This is a genomic window from Ursidibacter sp. B-7004-1 (assembly GCF_053654055.1).
The window spans coordinates 1-19,133 of record NZ_JBSIUP010000034.1 but is presented as its reverse complement, the minus strand read 5'-3'; the positions used below and the strand labels follow the sequence as shown (position 1 = coordinate 19,133).

At 38.7% G+C, this 19,133-nt stretch carries 16 protein-coding genes; 9 read left to right on the top strand and 7 right to left on the bottom strand.

Annotation, left to right across the window (positions count from 1 at the left end; translation table 11 throughout):
* Positions 1 to 23 precede the first annotated feature (23 nt).
* Positions 24 to 578: a DUF805 domain-containing protein gene (locus tag ACWIW0_RS10085; protein ID WP_454453202.1), complete on the bottom strand. Its 555-nt coding sequence runs from the start codon at positions 576 to 578 to the stop codon at positions 24 to 26.
* Positions 579 to 780: 202 nt separating this feature from the next.
* Between ACWIW0_RS10085 and prfC the strand changes: the two genes are divergently transcribed.
* The 8 genes from prfC to thrC all read left to right on the top strand — a co-directional run bounded on the left by prfC (position 781) and on the right by thrC (position 10,278).
* On the top strand, positions 781 to 2,370 hold the full coding sequence (gene prfC / locus ACWIW0_RS10080) for a peptide chain release factor 3 (protein ID WP_454453201.1): 1,590 nt from the start codon (positions 781 to 783) through the stop codon (positions 2,368 to 2,370).
* Between the two features lie 223 nt (positions 2,371 to 2,593).
* Positions 2,594 to 3,331, top strand: coding sequence for a 23S rRNA (guanosine(2251)-2'-O)-methyltransferase RlmB (rlmB, locus tag ACWIW0_RS10075; RefSeq protein ID WP_454446204.1), 738 nt, complete (start codon positions 2,594 to 2,596; stop codon positions 3,329 to 3,331).
* 527 nt (positions 3,332 to 3,858) lie between these two features.
* A complete protein-coding gene (rppH, locus tag ACWIW0_RS10070) occupies positions 3,859 to 4,443 on the top strand; it encodes an RNA pyrophosphohydrolase (protein WP_454453200.1) in 585 nt (194 codons plus the stop codon).
* Positions 4,436 to 5,230, top strand: a complete 795-nt coding sequence (locus ACWIW0_RS10065) for a sulfite exporter TauE/SafE family protein (RefSeq protein ID WP_454446206.1) — start codon at positions 4,436 to 4,438, stop codon at positions 5,228 to 5,230. The genes rppH and ACWIW0_RS10065 overlap by 8 nt, the downstream gene beginning before the upstream one ends.
* 11 nt (positions 5,231 to 5,241) lie before the next feature.
* Positions 5,242 to 6,033 carry a prolipoprotein diacylglyceryl transferase gene (gene lgt / locus ACWIW0_RS10060; RefSeq protein WP_454446207.1) on the top strand — a complete coding sequence of 264 codons (792 nt, stop codon included), beginning with the start codon at positions 5,242 to 5,244 and terminating at the stop codon, positions 6,031 to 6,033.
* A gap of 32 nt (positions 6,034 to 6,065) precedes the next feature.
* A complete protein-coding gene (locus ACWIW0_RS10055) occupies positions 6,066 to 6,758 on the top strand; it encodes a phosphoglycolate phosphatase (RefSeq protein ID WP_454453199.1) in 693 nt (230 codons plus the stop codon).
* Positions 6,739 to 8,892: a YccS family putative transporter gene (gene yccS, locus ACWIW0_RS10050; RefSeq protein WP_454453198.1), complete on the top strand. Its 2,154-nt coding sequence runs from the start codon at positions 6,739 to 6,741 to the stop codon at positions 8,890 to 8,892. The genes ACWIW0_RS10055 and yccS overlap by 20 nt, the downstream gene beginning before the upstream one ends.
* Before the next feature lie 108 nt (positions 8,893 to 9,000).
* Positions 9,001 to 10,278, top strand: coding sequence for a threonine synthase (gene thrC / locus ACWIW0_RS10045; protein ID WP_454453197.1), 1,278 nt, complete (start codon positions 9,001 to 9,003; stop codon positions 10,276 to 10,278).
* A gap of 377 nt (positions 10,279 to 10,655) precedes the next feature.
* On the opposite strand, the gene ACWIW0_RS10040 is transcribed toward thrC, so the two are convergent.
* The 6 genes from ACWIW0_RS10040 to ACWIW0_RS10015 all read right to left on the bottom strand — a co-directional run bounded on the left by ACWIW0_RS10040 (position 10,656) and on the right by ACWIW0_RS10015 (position 16,130).
* Positions 10,656 to 11,492, bottom strand: coding sequence for a cysteine ABC transporter substrate-binding protein (locus tag ACWIW0_RS10040; RefSeq protein WP_454453196.1), 837 nt, complete (start codon positions 11,490 to 11,492; stop codon positions 10,656 to 10,658).
* A gap of 83 nt (positions 11,493 to 11,575) precedes the next feature.
* The gene (locus ACWIW0_RS10035; RefSeq protein WP_454453204.1) at positions 11,576 to 12,307 is read right to left on the bottom strand and encodes an amino acid ABC transporter ATP-binding protein; all 732 of its coding nucleotides are present in this window, start codon (positions 12,305 to 12,307) and stop codon (positions 11,576 to 11,578) included.
* Between the two features lie 132 nt (positions 12,308 to 12,439).
* Positions 12,440 to 13,114, bottom strand: a complete 675-nt coding sequence (locus tag ACWIW0_RS10030; protein WP_454453203.1) for an amino acid ABC transporter permease — start codon at positions 13,112 to 13,114, stop codon at positions 12,440 to 12,442.
* Positions 13,104 to 13,763: an amino acid ABC transporter permease gene (locus ACWIW0_RS10025; RefSeq protein WP_454453195.1), complete on the bottom strand. Its 660-nt coding sequence runs from the start codon at positions 13,761 to 13,763 to the stop codon at positions 13,104 to 13,106. Before ACWIW0_RS10025 ends, ACWIW0_RS10030 begins: the two co-directional genes overlap by 11 nt.
* A 227-nt stretch (positions 13,764 to 13,990) precedes the next feature.
* Positions 13,991 to 15,409: an IS1182 family transposase gene (locus ACWIW0_RS10020; protein WP_454453194.1), complete on the bottom strand. Its 1,419-nt coding sequence runs from the start codon at positions 15,407 to 15,409 to the stop codon at positions 13,991 to 13,993.
* Positions 15,410 to 15,527: 118 nt separating this feature from the next.
* The gene (locus ACWIW0_RS10015) at positions 15,528 to 16,130 is read right to left on the bottom strand and encodes a YagU family protein (protein ID WP_454446794.1); all 603 of its coding nucleotides are present in this window, start codon (positions 16,128 to 16,130) and stop codon (positions 15,528 to 15,530) included.
* A gap of 281 nt (positions 16,131 to 16,411) precedes the next feature.
* Between ACWIW0_RS10015 and ACWIW0_RS10010 the strand changes: the two genes are divergently transcribed.
* Positions 16,412 to 18,526, top strand: a complete 2,115-nt coding sequence (locus ACWIW0_RS10010) for a TonB-dependent receptor domain-containing protein (protein WP_454453193.1) — start codon at positions 16,412 to 16,414, stop codon at positions 18,524 to 18,526.
* Positions 18,527 to 19,133 lie beyond the last annotated feature (607 nt).

Sequence of the window (19,133 nt, the reverse complement as noted above, 5' to 3'; positions counted from 1 at the left end):
AAAAACATCAAAAATCTTACCGCTTATACGTTCGGTTCAATTCTCTCGTTGCTATTCTGTTCTACTTGATTTGGATATTTCGGGCTTTCACCATATTTATTTGCTTGTTTTTGACCATCTTTAAAAAATAGCACTAAGAAAAAGATGATATAAATTAACACAGTGGCTAAAGTCATTATGTTAATTGCTGTGATTGGAGCAGAAGGAGTACCTTCTTCTAAAATCGGTAGGAAGACAAATGTGGTAGCGAGTAAAAGTAAAGGTAATAGATAGATGACTAATTGCCACCAACCCGATCTACCCAAATCGTGTAAACGGCGAGCGGTTAAGCTTAGACTCACAAAAAAGGTGAGAATACCGTAGATAAAGGATACAGCATAATAAATGATGCCTATTGCACCTAAGCCTAGACTAATATCTGTGGTGTTTAAGGATAGCCCTGCTGCAATTACCCAAACAGCCAATAATGCCGCAAGCTGTACGAGAAAGTTCATTAACATAAACCAACCATATTCCGCACGTCTTGCACGTCCGTTGTAGTTAAAAATATTTTTAAAAGCGTGAATAAACCAACGCATATTGTTCTCCTAATATGAATATATGGTAAAAAAACTAAGAATCTGACCGCTTAACTATTATCTTAGTTACAAATTAAATTGACAAGCGGTCAGTTTCAGCCAATTTTTTGCAAATTTTAGTATAAAATGATCTAAAGAGTTGTGATGAAAGGTGAGATAGGCGACAATAGTCGCCATTTTAAAACGAATTAGAGTATAACGAATGTCATTAAATGATTATCCACAAGAAGTAAATAAACGCAGAACTTTTGCGATTATTTCTCACCCCGATGCAGGTAAAACAACAATCACCGAAAAGGTATTACTTTACGGTAACGCCATTCAAAAAGCAGGTTCAGTCAAAGGAAAAGGCTCAGCTCAGCACGCAAAATCCGACTGGATGGAAATGGAAAAACAACGTGGTATTTCAATCACCACCTCAGTAATGCAATTTCCTTATAATGATTGTCTAGTAAATTTACTGGATACCCCAGGACACGAAGACTTCTCGGAAGATACCTATCGTACATTAACCGCCGTTGATAGTTGTTTAATGGTTATTGATTCAGCAAAAGGGGTTGAAGAACGCACCATCAAATTGATGGAAGTTACCCGTCTGCGTGATACGCCAATTCTGACCTTTATGAATAAACTTGACCGTGATATTCGTGATCCGATGGAATTGCTTGATGAAGTCGAAAGCGTATTAAAAATCAACTGTGCTCCTATTACTTGGCCTATCGGTTGTGGAAAACTATTTAAAGGTGTTTACCATATCGCTAAAGATGAAACCTACCTCTACCAAACAGGGCAAGGACATACAATCCAAGATGTGCGTATCATCAAAGGATTAGATAACCCTGAATTAGACACTGCCGTAGGGAACGATTTAGCCGAGCAGTTGCGTGATGAATTAGAACTTGTTCAAGGTGCAAGCCACGAATTTGAGCTAGAAGCCTTCTTAAATGGTGAATTAACCCCTGTATTCTTTGGTACAGCATTAGGGAACTTTGGTGTTGATCACTTCTTAGATGGTTTAACCGAATGGGCACCAGCACCACAGCCCCGCCAATCTGATGAGCGTACTGTTGAAGCAAGCGAAGAGAAATTTAGTGGTTTTGTATTTAAAATCCAAGCCAATATGGACCCGAAACACCGAGACCGAGTTGCATTCTTGCGTGTGGTATCGGGGAAATATGAGAAAGGAATGAAGTTAAAACACGTTCGTATAGGGAAAGATGTCGTTATTTCTGATGCTTTAACCTTTATGGCTGGCGACCGTTCTCACGCAGAAGAAGCCTATGCAGGCGATATTATCGGCTTACATAATCACGGTACGATCCAAATTGGAGATACCTTCACACAAGGCGAAAATCTCAAATTTACAGGTATTCCAAACTTTGCCCCTGAATTATTCCGCCGAATTCGTTTGCGTGACCCACTTAAACAGAAACAGCTACTCAAAGGATTAGTTCAGCTTTCAGAAGAAGGGGCAGTGCAAGTATTCCGCCCACTAATGAATAATGATTTGATTGTTGGTGCGGTTGGGGTCTTACAGTTTGATGTTGTCGTTTCTCGCTTAAAAACGGAATACAACGTAGAAGCGATTTATGAAACCGTAAATGTGGCAACAGCTCGTTGGGTTGAATGTACAGATGCAAAAAAATTTGAAGAATTTAAACGCAAAAATGAGCAGAATTTAGCCTTAGACGGTGGCGATAATTTAACTTATATTGCTCCAACAATGGTTAATCTCAACTTAGCTCAAGAGCGTTACCCTGATGTAACATTCTTCAAAACAAGAGAGCATTAAAACGACTTTCTTCGTGAATCTCATCAAATCTCCCCTAGCCCCTCTTTGCTAAAGAGGGGGGCTTATTCATCGGAAATTTGAATATCAAGGCTCTAACACGATAGAAATTCGCCGAATGGCTAAATAATTTTCTTCGATTTAGTTCCTCTCTTTAGCAAAGGGATTAGGAGAGATTTTGTAGCCTAATAACAAATAATCAAAATCTAATTAAGAAAATACTACTATGAGCGAACAAATTTACGGTATTCACGCCGTTAAAGCCTTTTTAGATAACGCCCCAGAGCGTTTAATTGAAGTCTATGTGCTAAAAGGGCGTGAAGATAAACGTTTAAATCCACTATTAAATGAACTACAACGCTTAGGGATTGCAATCCAACAACTCAATCGCCAAAGCCTAGATAATAAAGCTCAAGGCGAAGTACATCAAGGGATCATTGCAAAAGTAAAACCTGCAAAAGAACTTAATGAACAAGATCTTGATCAGATCTTGGCAAACAAAACTAACCCATTATTGTTGATCTTAGACGGCATTACTGATCCACATAATTTAGGAGCTTGTTTACGCACCGCAGATGCCGCTGGAGTTGATGCTGTGATTGTTCCAAAAGATAAATCTGCTCAGCTCACTTCTACTGCTCGTAAAGTAGCTTGCGGAGCAGCTGAAGTCATTCCATTAGTACGAGTTACTAACCTTGCCCGTACAATGCGTGAGTTGCAAGAAAAAAATGTCTGGATCATCGGTACTGCAGGTGAAGCAACAGAAAGCCTATATCAAGTAAAAATGACAGGAGCAATTGCACTCGTAATGGGGGCTGAAGGCGATGGAATGCGTCGTTTAACGCGTGAACATTGTGATCAGCTTGTCAGTATTCCTATGGCTGGTTCTGTATCATCATTAAATGTTTCAGTTGCCACAGGTGTATGTTTATTCGAAATTGTCCGCCAAAAATTAGCTCAATAATCTTCAGATAAAAATGGGTATTCTGCCCATTTTTATCTTCTGTCTAAAAAACAACCTTGTCTTTTTCTCTTTTCCACACTCAGCCTAACTTGTTGTTTTATTTGAGTAAAATAACAATAGAAAGATCTTATTTTAAGTTACACACGATCTTTTTTCAGATCTATCACAATTCTATCCACAGATCGTGGGGATAATTCGATCCCTATGTGAATAGTCTTGTTCAATCTTACGGATAAGTTGATATTTATACCCATAATGATGTCTAATTCCACAAAATAATGTTCATAAACACAGATATTTTTTAGATAAAGCTCCCAATTAGTTCACTCTATCTTGGGCAAGAACTCATTATTCCCTTGTTTTACCCAAAAAGTTATCAACAAATTTTCAACTTATCCACAGAGTTATACACAATTCGTAAAATATTATAGATAACTGACCGCTTATTTTCGCTTTTGGTTGTTCAAAAGGCTGAATTGTGAAACAATTCACCTATCTAACACTTTTTATAAAGAAGGCGGTCTAAATTGATCGATTTTGATGGTTACCGCCCAAATGTTGGTATCGTGATCTGCAATAAACAAGGACAAGTTCTTTGGGCGAAACGGTTTGGTCAAAATTCTTGGCAATTTCCACAAGGGGGAATTAACGAGGGTGAAAACATTGAAACAGCAATGTACCGTGAGCTCTATGAAGAAGTCGGTTTATCTAAAAAAGATGTACGAGTACTCTGGGCATCAAAATATTGGCTAAAATACAAACTTCCGAAACGGTTAGTGCGAATGGAAAATGCACAGCCCGTCTGTATTGGACAAAAACAACGTTGGTTTTTGTTACAGTTAGTTTCCGATGAAAGTTTAATCAATCTAAAGACATCTAAAACCCCAGAATTTGATGGCTGGCGTTGGGTGAGCTTTTGGTATCCTGTACGTCAAGTTGTTTCATTTAAGCGAGATGTCTATCGCAAAGTAATGAAAGAATTTGCACAAATCTTAATAAACGAAAGTGAGAAAGGAAAATCATCTCAATCTGATAAAAAAGAGCCTCGTGAACGGCGAGAATATCGTAAGCCTTATCGAGCTAACAATAATAGAGGGAAAAAACGTGACTGAGATCTTTTTAAGTTGTCTAGTATTAGGAGCCGTTGTTGGTTTCCTTGCAGGGTTATTTGGTATTGGTGGTGGGTTAATTATTGTGCCTGCCTTAGTATATCTGTTCTCCCTTATTGATGTTCCCAATGAATATATTATGTCAATGGCACTTGGAACATCATTTTCCACGATTATCGTTACTGCATTTTCTGCCGCACATCGTCATCATAAATTGGGCAATGTAGATTGGCAAATCAGCAAATACTTTATTCCCGCATTGATGATTTCCGTCTTTCTTGCAGGGTTTGTTGTGGCAGATATTCCTAAAGCGATAATGTCAAAACTATTTGCAGTGATTGTTATTTTCCTTGCGTTAAAGATGCTTTTTTCACTCAAGAAAAAAGATAGCGTAGCAAAACCCATCACACCAAGTTCTACCTTAATTGCGGGTTCACTAATTGGCGCTGTTTCAAGTATGGCAGGCATTGCAGGGGGAGCTTTTATTGTGCCTTATCTCAATGGACGAGGCTTAGAAATGAAACGAGCGATTGGTACGTCATCTTTCTGTGGAGCATTGCTTGGTTTCGCCGCCACAATCAGTTTTATGACGAGCGGTTGGAATTTACCCAATTTACCCGAATATTCTCTCGGCTACATTTACTTGCCCGCACTCTGCGGTATTACATTAACATCATTTTTTACCTCCAAACTAGGTGCAAATGCTGCGAATGTTCTACCAGTGCCGACATTGAAAAAGGCTTTTGCGGTACTACTCGTCTGCATTGCAATCAATATGTTTTTTAAATAATTTGAGGCTATATGAACCAGTCATTTTTTGTCTTCCCCAATATCGATCCGATTTTTTTACAATTAGGTCCAATTTCAGTGCATTGGTACGGCATTATGTACCTATTAGGTTTTGGCTTTGCTTATTGGCTTGGTGTAAGACGGGCGAAAAACTCTAATGGTATTTGGACACCTGAACAAGTCGATCAGCTACTCTTTAATGGTTTCTTCGGGGTGGTATTAGGTGGAAGAATTGGCGATGTTTTTTTCTATAATTTTGATCGCTTAATAACCGATCCACTTTATCTTTTCCGTATTTGGGAAGGCGGAATGTCTTTCCACGGAGGCTTAATTGGGGTCATCATCGCAATGATTTGGACATCTCGCCGCCAACAACACAGCTTTTGGCAAACAGCTGATTTTGTTGCACCACTTATTCCATTTGGCTTAGGAATGGGGCGTATCGGTAACTTTATCAATGGCGAACTATGGGGGCGAGCCACAGATGTACCTTGGGCAATGATCTTCCCACACGTTGATGCTCTACCACGTCACCCATCACAAATCTATCAAGCCTTATTAGAAGGGTTAGCTTTATTTGTGTTGCTCAATCTCTTTATCCGTAAACCACGCCCAACAGGTTCTGTGGCTGGATTATTCTTAGTCGGCTACGGTATTTTCCGCTTTATTGTTGAATATGTGCGAGAAATCGACTATAGCGTTAATACTACAACAGATATGATTACTCGTGGGCAACTGCTTTCATTACCAATGGTGATCGGGGGCATTATTATTATGTTAGTAGCTTATAAAAAAGCAAAATAATTGCAAAATCTTACCGCTTATAAGGAGCTAAAATGACTAAAAAATTCAAACTTATTGGCTTTGATTTAGATGGCACGCTCGTGAATAGCTTGCCAGATCTTGCACTCTCACTTAACTCGGCTTTTGCAGAAGTTGGCTTACCGCAAGCACCTGAAGAATTAGTACTAACGTGGATTGGCAATGGTGCTGATGTGCTATTTACCAAAGGATTAGAATGGACAGGACGAGCTAACGAGTTTTCCGAAGAAGAATTAAAACAGATTAAACGTCGTTTTGGGCATTTTTATGGTGAAAATATTTGTAATATCAGCAAATTATATCCAAATGTAAAAACAACCTTAGAAGCCCTAAAAGCACAAGGATATATCCTAGCAGTGGTTACCAACAAACCCACTAAACACGTTCAGCCTGTATTAAAAGCCTTTGAAATAGACCATCTATTCAGTGAAGCATTAGGTGGGCAATCTTTACCTGAAATTAAACCCCACCCAGCACCACTGTATTACCTTTGTGGAAAATTTGGGTTATATCCACAGGAATTATTATTTGTCGGTGATTCTAAAAATGACATTCTAGCCGCTCAAAATGCAGGTTGCCAAAGTGTTGGCTTAACTTACGGCTATAATTACAACATTCCGATTGGCGACTCTAACCCTGACTATGTATGTAATGACTTTGCTGAAATTTTAGAGATTGTGGCAAATAATGCATCCCAAATTTCTTAAAACACTCTCCTTTAATTGGTTAAATACCAATATTATTGGGACACTACCGATCTTCTTTGCCACAAATTTGGCTGCATTAACAATCTGGCAGTTGAATATTTCTGAGCATACGATGGCGTTAGTGCTTGGGATTATTGCTGCTGGACTTTCTGATTTAGACAACCGCTTAACAGGGCGGCTCAAAAATCTATTTTTTACGTTGATCGCTTTTGCGATTTCTTCGCTCAGTTCACAATTAGCGTTAAGTTATGGCTGGCTGTTTATTCCCCTGATTACAATCATTACCTTTATTGTGATTATGCTCGGGGCAATCGGTCAGCGTTATAGCACCATTGCATTTGGCACACTGTTAGTTGCCGTTTACACTACGCTGACCTATACCCCACAATCCACTTGGTATAGCAACACGTTATTGATTTTATTTGGAACGCTCATTTATGGGTTAGTGGCAGTGTTGGTCTATCTCTGCTTTCCTAACCGTACAATGCAAGAAAATATAGCTCAATACTTTGATGCTCTTAGCCATTACTTGCAGATTAAGGCGGACTTTTTCGATCCTGATGATACGGAAAATTTACCCGCCAAACAACTCGCTCTCGCTAAAGCGAACATTGCAGTGATGAGTGCATTTGATAAAGCAAGGGTTTCCCTGTTTTATCGGCTACGAATGCAACATCGCCATTTACGCACCCAAAAAATGTTACGCTACTATTTTACAGGGCAAGAGATTTGGGAACGAGCCAGTTCAAGCCATTCTCAATATGTGGCTCTGTTTAATGAGTTACAAAATACTGACTTAATTTTCCGTTTTCAGCGTTTACTAGAATTACAAGCAATTGCTTGTCAGCAAATCGCTACCGCTTTACGCCATAATGAACATTATCAACACTCAAATCGTGGAGAGCGAGTCTTGCTTGGGCTAACACAATCTCTCGCTTTTCATCGTGAAAAAGGAATTAAGAATTTCTCACCATTACACTCCATTGCGGATAACCTGCGTAACATTGAAGGGCAATTAGCTCAGTTGGCAGATAACCATTCCAATCAAGAAATTGGTAAAAAAACAGCAAAATCTGCCCGCTTGATCGCAGAAAATGTCTCGAATATTCGAGATATGATCCCTGCTATTCGTTCTCAATGTCATTTTGGCTCTCCACTTTTCCGCCACGCAGTACGTTTATCTATTGTTGTCTTTGTATGTAGCTTAATAGTGGAATGCTTTAAGGTTGAGCAAGGTTATTGGATTTTACTGACCGCCATTTTAGTCTGCCAACCTAACTATTCTGCGACTAAAACACGTTTAATCCAACGAGTTATCGGTACTATTTTAGGGGTTGTGGTAGGATTATCTTTTAACTATCTCTCCCCAACATTAGAAGCACAGCTCGGCTTAATTGTGGCATCTAGTAGCTTATTCTTCCTATTTAGGACGAATAATTACAGTTTTTCGACCTTCTTTATTACAATTCAAGTATTAATCAGCTTTGATGTAGTGGGTTTTGGAGCTGATATTGCAATGCTGCCAAGAATTATGGACACCTTAATAGGTGCAGGCATTGCTTGGCTAGCTGTGTCTTATTTATGGCCAGATTGGAAATTCCTAAACTTACAACAAAGTTTAAAAAACTCTCTCAAAGAAAGTGCCAACTACCTGTTGCATATTATTGCTCAATTACAGTTTGGTTATCGCGATCAATTTACCTACCGTATTGCAAGACGTTCGGCACAAAATGCACTTGCCACCCTAAGTGTTACAGTTTCTAATATGCTCAGCGAGCCCAAAAAATATCGCCAAACAACCGAGTTTGCACCAACACTGCTTGGGTTAAGCTATACCTTAATGAGCTATATTTCAGCATTAGGTGCACATCGTATTGCTAGTTACGAATTAAATCATCATTTTGAATTTTCAGCGATATTCTTCAAACAAGCCAAACAAGTTTCACAACTATTACAACAGATCGCATCAGGTAATTTTAACCCATCACCAATCAATGAGAGCGAGCAACAATTGCAGCAGTTTGAACAGCAATACCAAACAGAAATTGATGAGAAAAGCCTTGTTTTACTACAACAACTACGTTTAATCATACAACTATTGCCACAGTTAGAAGAGTTTGTGGAGAAGGGGTAACATATTATTCGCCTCTTGCTAAAACAGTTTAGATTGACTAATTAAGGATAACCGCTAAAATCAGAAGATGTCTTATTTTTAATTTTTTATACAGTAAAAGGGCAACAAATGAACCTATACAACATCAAACATCCAGAAGAACAAGTTAATTTTGCACAGGCAGTTCGCCAAGGTTTAGGTAAAGATCAGGGGTTATTTTTTCCTGAAATTATTCCAACATTAACCAATATTGATGAATTACTAGCATTACCTTTGGTAGAGCGTAGCCAGAAAATTCTTGCTGCATTGATTGGTGAAGAAATTCCAACAGAAACGTTAAATGCAATGGTAAAAAATGCCTTTACCTTTCCTGCACCGTTGGCAAAAGTGAATGATGCTATTTATGCATTAGAATTGTTTCACGGCCCAACTTTAGCATTTAAAGATTTTGGTGGACGTTTTATGGCTCAGGCACTCGCAGCAGTGCGTGGAGATGGCAAAATTACCATTCTTACCGCAACATCTGGAGATACTGGGGCAGCTGTTGCTCACGCATTTTATGGATTAGAAAACATTAATGTTGTGATTTTGTATCCAAAAGGCAAAATCAGCCCGCTTCAAGAAAAATTATTCTGCACCCTTGGTGGCAACATTCGCACAGTAGCGATTGAATCTGACTTTGATGCGTGTCAAGCCCTTGTAAAACAAGCCTTTGATGATGAAGAACTTCGTCAAGCTATCGGCTTAAACTCTGCGAACTCGATCAATATCAGCCGTTTATTAGCACAAGTTTGCTACTATTTTGAAGCGGTTGCACAACTGCCGAAAGAAAAACGTGAAAATGTAGTGGTTTCTGTACCAAGCGGTAACTTCGGTAACTTAACCGCAGGCTTAATTGCCAAAACATTAGGTTTACCAATTAAACGTTTTATTGCTTCAACTAATGCTAATGACACCGTACCACGCTATTTACGCACAGGTCAGTGGGAGCCAAATGCAACCGTTGCAACACTCTCTAATGCAATGGACGTTAGTCGCCCTAACAACTGGCCACGAGTGGAAGAATTATTTAAACGAAATGGTTGGAATTTAACTGATTTAGGTTCTGACACTTTAAATGACGCAGAAACAGAACAAGCACTCAAAGCTCAAAATGACGAAGGCTATTTATGTGAGCCACACGGAGCGATTGCTTACCAAGTATTAAAAGACCAACTTCAAGAAGGCGAAACTGGGATTTTCCTATGTACCGCTCACCCAGCGAAATTTAAAGAAAGTGTTGAGCGTATTTTAGATATCGAATTACCATTACCTGAAGCTTTGGATAAACACAACAAACTACCGTTATTATCTGATGTAATGGAAAATGATTTTGCAAAATTACGAGCGTACTTATTAGCAAAATAACTGTATAGTTAATTAGTATCAAAACAGTATTATGTAGTACTTTCAAAAAATTAAAAAATACTCTCTCCTATTTGTGGGAGAGAGTGCAGAACCAACTTGTCCATTACACCTAAAACTTATCAGTCTAAGATTGATTGTATTGAATATGTTATCGGTGTTGATGTTAATTGACTATTATAGTGGGAAATTTCAGGTGGACAGAACCCGCCTGAATTATTAATGAAATACCGTATAACAAAAGGATTTAACGTAATTTTTAGCAACTATTTTGTCCATTATACCTATATGCTCTTTGGTTTTTGAGTAAGAAATAACCGCTTGATTAGTCAAATAAATGATTAACACAAGCGGTTATTAGGGGGATAGCCAAGAAATTATTACTTAGCTAACAGATCTTCACGTTCACCATATACTGGCACTAAGGCTTTTTGGTATGCAGCTTTGATTTTACCGTTTGCTTTTAACTCTGCAATCTCTTTATTGATAAAGTCTAATAATGCTTTATCACCTTTTTGTACGGCTGGAGCGATGTTTTCTTGTGGACCTAAGCTACCGATCGCAACGTCAAAATTCGGATTTTCTTTTGCCCAAGCCCAGAGTAATGCATTATCGTGTGCAAGAGCTACACCACGTCCATCTTTTAACGCATCAAAGGTTTCAGTATTTTGATCGAATTTGAGTAAGTTAATTTCAGGGTGATTTTTTGTGAAATAAGTATCTGCAGTTGTTCCTTTATTTACCAATAAGGTTTTCCCTTTTAATTGAGCAATATCGGTGATTGGTGCATCTTTTGGTGAAGCTACGCCAAGTGCAACCACCATATAAGGTGAGGCAAAATCAACGACTTCTTCACGAGCTGGGGTTTGGGTGAAGTTTGCTAAAATTAAATCTACTTTATTCGATTTTAAATACTCCACACGGTTTGCTGCTTCAGTTAAAACAAATTCCACCTTATCTGGACTACCTAATAAATCATTCGCAATTTCTTTAGCGATTTCAATATCAAAGCCCTGATTTTTACCATTAGCATCAACGTAACCAAATGGCGGTTTATCACCAAATACACCGATACGAATTACGCCTTTTTCTTTAATTTGAGCAACGCTATCTTTGGCAGGGGCATTTGAGCTAGTGCTTGCGTTATCACAAGCGGTCAATGCAAAGGCTGCAACAGCTGTTGTTAATAATGTTTTTAATGTTGTGCTAAATGTCATATTAAACTCCTTAAAGGTTATTTTTATCTATAAGCGGTCTGATTTTGCAAATTTTTTACAAAAACTCACCGCTTGGGTGTTTGTTAGTAATCCATTCCTCGTAGAAACTGTTTTGCTCTTTCCGTTTGTGGTTGATGAAAAAATTGGTGCGGTTCACTTTCTTCGATAATAACCCCTTTATCCATAAAGATAATGCGATCTGCAACTTTTTCTGCAAAGCTCATCTCGTGAGTTACGATAAGCATTGACATACCTTCGTTAGCAAGTTCCAGTACTACATCTAATACTTCTCTAACCATTTCAGGATCAAGTGCTGCCGTAATTTCATCCAATAGGATCACATCAGGGTTCATACAAAGTGTGCGTACAATCGCAATACGTTGTTTTTGTCCGCCTGAAAGTTCTCGTGGAAAAGCCGTTTTACGATCAAGTAACCCAACTCGAGCCAATAATGTTTCCGCTTGTTTTTCCGCTTCAGCACGATTCCGTTTTTGTGCTTTCACTGGCCCGAGTAGAATATTCTCAATAACGTTCAAATGTGCAAAAAGTTCGTAGCTCTGAAATACCATTCCGACTTTTTGTCTCGCTTGTTCCCATTTAATCTCTTTACCTAGTTCACCTACATTTTTAATTGTGATGGTACCGCCTTGTTTTTCTTCCAGTCCATTGATACAGCGAAGTAGCGTACTTTTTCCGCAACCAGAAGGCCCTAAGATCACCACTACTTCGCCTTTGTGAAGAGATAAGTTGAGATCGGGTATTGCTACAGTATCACCGTAGGTTTTGCGTAAATTTTGGATTGAAAGTAATGGCATAGGGAAACATCTCAGTAAAACAATGATGCTATTTTTCAAAAATTAATGACAAAATCAAAGATTAAGGAGCTATTTTTTATAATATATGGTTATAAAATAGGTGGGTTTTATCCCACCATAGAAAAAAACTGTTTAAAAATCAGCTTGCCAACGTTTTTCTAAACGAGAAGCGAAAAGCGAGAGAGGATAGCAGATTAAAAAGTATAGAATAAAAATTAGCCCATAAACAAAGAAAGAAGCACTTGGGTTAGTTAATAAGGCGTTTTCAATAATTTGCTGTCCGATTTTCACGACTTCAATTACACCGATTAAAGCAGCAAGTGAGCTGGTTTTTATCATTCGGGTAAATAGATTGATTACACCAGGTAAAACACGTTTAGTCCCTTGTGGTAATTCTATATACCAAAATATTTGTAGTGGCGTTAGCCCTAAGGATTTGGCTGACTCTATTTGATGCTTTTCAATGGAAGTTAATGCTCCACGAACAAGATCTCCCATTTCTGCGGTTCCCCATAGCACAAATACCCAAACACAGACCCAAAAACCACTAATGTGAATATTGAACCAAATAGAAAGCCCAAAGTAGAGCATAAATAACCAAACGAGAATAGGCACTATCCGAATCGTTTCAAGATAAATACGGCAAAAGAGCTGTAGAGCTGTATTTTTTATCCGCATCAATAAACCAAAAACAGTACCTAGTATGAGTGAAATAGCAACAGAAATAAAAGATATTTGAGCTGTTATCCATAGCCCTTGTGCCAATCGACGAGCATTTTCGCCTTCAAATAACCAATCAAATCCCATATTTTGCTCTCCGTACTCGATTTTCTGCATAACGTGCTAATAGTGAAATCGGTAATAAAATAACTAAGTAGCTGATAAATAAGAGGAATAATGCCTCATTTGTTTTATAATCCATTCCAATAATATCTTTGGTAACAAACATTAGCTCTGCTACCGCCACTGCACTAATTACCGATGATTCTTTGATTAAAAAGAGAATATTTGCACCTAATGCAGGAATTGCTACTGCCCAAGCCTGTGGAAAAATAACATAACCAAAAATTTGGTAGCGACTGAGTCCTATAGATTTTGCTGCTTCTATTTGCCCTTTTGGAATGGCTAATAAACCTGCTCGTAATGCTTCAGCCATATAGCTTCCGCCTAAAAAAGTTAAAGCGATAATGCCACAGGTAAAGCCATCCCAATGAATACCAATTTTAGGTAAGCCGTAGTAAAGAAAGAATAGCTGGATCAGTAATGGAGTATTACGAGATAGCTCAATATAACTACGAGCAATAAGGTAAAATGGTTTAATTTGATAGGCGGTTATAACTGCTACGACAATACCAAGGAGCAAGGATAATAAAATTCCCCAAAACGAGAGCTGTAAAGTGATAAATGCGGCATCAGCAAAACGTGGAATAGCATCAAAAACGTAAGACCAATTCATATCATATCGTAATTAAATTAAAAGTAATGAAAGAGAATTTTGTGCGGTTGCTATAAAAAATGAAAGTTTAATATGGTATTTTTTATAACTATAAGAAATAAAAAACCGTAATATTGAATATTACGGTCAGACCGCTGACAAACCCACCTTTACAGACATTCTGTCAAAGGTGGGTTTATTTTTTGCCGTTTTATCTCTTTCTTTTGCACTTCACTTCAGATAGCCACTCAAGCGGTAAGTTTGGCTGATTTTTTTACTATCACCTCATACGTATAAAATCTTTGCCATAAACAGTACAAAAAAGCCCATACCACAAGGGCTATCTTCTTGATATTTTGTGCCATTGCCGCTAGGAAACATTGCATTTGCACTTTCGACAACCCTCTGTAACGAGCATAGCGGTGTCCGTGATGCTGTTTCGCATCCGCAAAGCTACGCTCTACGGTTTCAGCTCGGCGTTTGTAGAGTTTCTTCCCTTGCTCCGATAGCCTAACTGCATTGGCGTTGTCCATTGCGGCTTGATAGATGTGTCGGGTAATCAACCTTTCGGCTTTTTGATTTTGGGTACACTGTGTACGAAGGGGGCAAGTCCGACAATAAGCAGGGTTGGATTTATAGGTATGATAGCCTTCTCTTGTGGTGGTACTGTAAATGAGTGGTTGTCCCATCGGGCAGGTGTAACAGTCCTTGTTCGCATCGTATTTAAAATCTCGCTTTCTCAGACTGTTTTTCCCTTTGGTCGGACGGCGATAACCAAACACACCAATAATCTCTCGGCGGGCAAGGCTTTCGGCGACTGGGGCAGTAAAATAGCCCGCATCAAGCCCGACGGCTTTAGGTTTGAATCGGAAGCGTTCTGTGGTGGCATCTAGGCGAACGATATAAGGTTGGCTGTCATTGACATTCCCTGCCGTGGCAAAGGTATCTAAAATAATCCCGCACTTACCATCGACTGTGCGGTGGTCAAGATAGAAGAACCCTTTCGGTTTGTTATCTCGGTGCATATAACCACTTTCAGGGTCGGTATTGCTGACCTTAGTATCTTTGACTTCTGCCATTTTCTCACTCGCCTTTAACGGCTTTTTTCCTTTTTCTTCCCGCACTTTTGCCACATCTTGGTTGAGCATATCAATGTATTGACTCACACGCACTTCACACTTCTCATTATGCTTTTTGTTCTTGTTGGCACTGGCTTTTAAATGGGTGCTGTCGGTAAAAAGATACTTACCGCCGACCAAGCCTTTTTCCATCGCTTGCCACACGATACAAGTAAAAATACGCTCAAACACATCCGTGCCATTAAAACGACGAATACGATTTTGGCTTAACGTGCTGGCATCAATGACTTTTTCCGTCAGGTTCATTCCCAAAAACCAACGGTAAGCCACATTGACTTCAATCTCTTTCACCAATTGGCGTTCGCTTTTAATGCCGAAAAGATAGCCCAACAGCATAATCTTAAATAAACGAACGGGGTCAACGGCAGGACGACCATTATCTTGACAATAAAGATGGGCGACTTCATCACGGATAAACTCAAAATCAATGGCTTTGGCGACCTTGCGAACAAGGTGGTCTTGGGGAACGAGTTGTTCAAGGCTTATCATCTCGAGTTCATATTGAGGAGAAGTAGTATTTTTAAGCATAGGCATTTCCTTTTTTGGGTATGCCTATTAGATCAAACCTCCAGAGAGATGTCTAGAGGTTTGTCAGCGGTCTGACCGTAATATTGAATATTACGGTTTGTTTTTATAAATGGAGTGATTAACGGAATGGTTGATCTAAAGGCACTTCAGGATCAGGTTGTTTCGTAATACGATTGCGTAAATCACGACGGATAACCTCAATCGTCCAGAACCAGAAAATATGACCAACTAATTCAGAAATATGTTCATAAAGTGGCCATTCTGCAACAGGTGGTGTTAAACCTAGTGCAGGGAAAGTAATATAGTGAACACAGATATTCGCAATAATACCCGCTCCAATACCTTGCCAGAATTTAATTTTAGGGAAAATTTCCGCTACAACACAGTAACCGATAGCAAAAACTAGCGAGAAAATCATATGGGTTACACCAATCCAGTTAAATGCGTGATCGGCAAACATAAATGCTGCTTCAGTTGGATCAATACCAATATAATCACGTAAGAAAACGTGCGGTGGATTTAGGAATGCACGAGAGCAGACCTCAAGAGCTTGTGATGGATCTTGACAAGCTGCAGTAAAAAGATCTAACGGGCTACGTGGTGGAAATGGGTGCTCAGCTCCCCATTTTACAAATGCAGAAATAATCCCTGCGATAATACCAATGAACACCGCTAAACCATAACGGCGACGTGCTGGATTTGTTTGTTGAAATAAGCTCATATGTTGCTCTCCGAATAAAAAATAGTTTATTTTTGCTTGTGAATTAATTATCAAAGCGATGATATTCTACAAAAATTATTTAGCTGTTGCCTAATAACTCGCTTATTGGTTGATGTAAATCAAATTGGAGTGATGATAAGCGGTAAGATTTTACAAGTAAATACTCAAAGTAGAATAATTGACAATTCGTTTTAGGTATGAAAAAATCCGCAAAGTTTTATTATTGAGAATTGTTTTCAATAATAAGCAAGATGTAAAAGTCATTACCTTAAGGAAAACATATGAAAAAATTCAAATTACTCCCCGTATCTGCAGTGGTGTTAAGTGCATTATCTGTAGGTTCTGCTTTCGCAGAAAATAAAGATATTGCAGCCCTTGATACTATCAATGTTACTGATAATCAAGGTTTGAAAGTACAAACCAACGTAGTAACTACGCAGAAAAAAGATGAAAGCGTTCAAACTGATTTACGTGGACTACTCAGAAATGAGCCTGCGATCGCGATTGGTGGTGGTAACGGTACTTCGCAATACTTGTATATTCGTGGTATGGGGCAAAATTCTATTGATGTTAAAGTAGATAATGCTTATTCCGATAGCCAAATTCACTATCACCAAGGTCGTCATATGTTAGATCCTGCATTAGTGAAAATTGTTTCTGTACAAAAAGGGGCTGGTAGTGCTTCAGCTGGTATTGGTCAAACGAATGGTGCTGTTGTTGCTAAAACCTTAGATGCGTTAGATTTATTAAAAAATAGCGACAAAAATGTCGGTGCTAAATTAGGTGCAGGATACAGCACTAACCACGCACATAACTTTAATGCAACACTATTCGGCAAAGGCGAGATTTTTGATGTTTTAGTGTCAGGCAATCTTGTTAAAGAGAGTAACTACGAAGGTGGTAAAGGTTATTTAAGTCATTTTAATAGCAAACGTGTTCCATTTAGCGGTCTAGATAAAGTGAGCTATTTAGCTAAATTAGGTGCTACCGTTGGTGATCACCGCTTTGTGTTAAGCCATATGAATGAACAGCACGAAGGTGAACGTTTAGTTCGTGAAGAATTTGATGCAGCACCGAATGGTACAGTTGGTAGCCGATTAACACTTGATCGTCAAGCTCCAGCAGATCGTAAGATGCAAGTAACCAACACTAATTTAGAATGGACGGGTAAAAACTTAGGCTTTGCTCAAGAAGTAACAGCTAACGTATATCAGTTGGTTCATAGTCGCTGGTCTGAGAGTGATAAAGGTAATGGCTATGCAGGTGGAAACAGAAACCCAGGTGCAACCAAAAATAGAGTAGTAACAACGGGTGGTAATATTAACTTTGATTCAGCTGTTCACGACAAAGTGTTATTAAAATATGGTGTGAATTATCGTCATCAAGAAGTTAAACCACACGCTAAATTCCGTAATAATTTAGTTAATCAGGAAAAGAAAGATACTGGTTTATATGTAGAAGCTGTAACAGCACCATTTGAGAAAATCACTTTCACGGCAGGTGTCCGTTATGACCACTTCAACTTTAAAGCAATGGACGGTAAAAAACGTAGTGACGGTGCATTTAACCCGAGTGCGGGCATTATTTATGAACCAATTCAATTTTTAAGCCTCAGTGCAAGCCATAACTACGCAACTCGTAGCCCACGTATGCACGATGCGATTATGTCTCATGGTAATCGTGGTGTAGTCACAATTGGTGATAACACTAAAGCAGAGCAGGCACGCAATACCGAAGTTGGTTTCAACTATAATGATGGCACATTCAGCTTTGATGGTAGCTACTTCTGGCAAGATATCAAAGATGCTTTAGGTTCAACGAATGGTCGTGATAACCATGGTAATGCTGCACAAGCGATTGTAAATGCAGGTAAAATCAAAAATCGTGGCTATGAGTTAAATGCTGGCTACCATAATAACGGATTTACTGCTCGTATTGGTGTTGCACATAGTAAACCCCGTTTCTATTCTCAAACTAGATGGGATACGACACCTGCAACCCCTACTCAACCAGCACGTACTGTAGAAAAAGCCTTGTTAAGCAACAATCCAGAGTACGCATCAGCTATTGGTCGTACTTGGACGGCCTCTTTAAGCTACCGTTTTGCACAACCAAATGTGGAAGTGGGCGTACATCACCGTATTGTCGAAAAAGTCAAAGCAGCTGATAACTACTTCATTACTGGCGGTACATTACAAACTGGTGGTACTACTGGTAAAGACGGTTATAACGTAACCGATATCACACTTAACTGGAAACCATTCAACAACGACAGTATGAATGTAAACTTTGCAATTGATAACGTCGCGAATAAGCTGTATAAAGCTCATTCTCAACGCGGTGCATTTCCAGGTCGAGGACGTGAATACCGTGTTGGTGTTAATTACACTTTCTAATTTGATTTAGTGTTCACCTATGAATAACGCCCGATTTGTCGGGCGTTATTACTAATACTCCTATTTTCGGTGTAATGGACAAAATGGTTGCTGATTTACCCATTACACGTTCAAGTGGACAAAGTGGTTGCTAATAATATTTTTCTTATGTTGTTAGCAACTCTTTTTATTTAAAAAATCCTTTATAAACATAATCTTACGATCTTTGCTTAATCCGTTGTGATTATTTAATTTTCGTTTTAGTTCACTGAATAATCCTTCTAACCTATTTGTCGTTTTTTCTATATTTAACTCAGGGTACTTTTCGAAGGTAAATAAATATTTTTCATAATATTTCAGGCTAGATAAAGCACTTCTTAATCCTTTATGCTTATAAGGAAAATAACCTTTCTCATTGCATTTATCTGACCGTTCATTTAAATAGTCTTGGTGAGTTAAATACCATAGGTGTAAATGGCGATAAAATTTATTTTTTTGTGCTTTCTTTGAGGGTTTTAACAAGTATTTTGAGTGCTTTTCCTGCCACTGATTTATGCTTTTTTCTGAGCTTTCTCATCACCATTGCAACGAGATGAAAATGGCACATCTGTGTCGGGGTATCGAATAA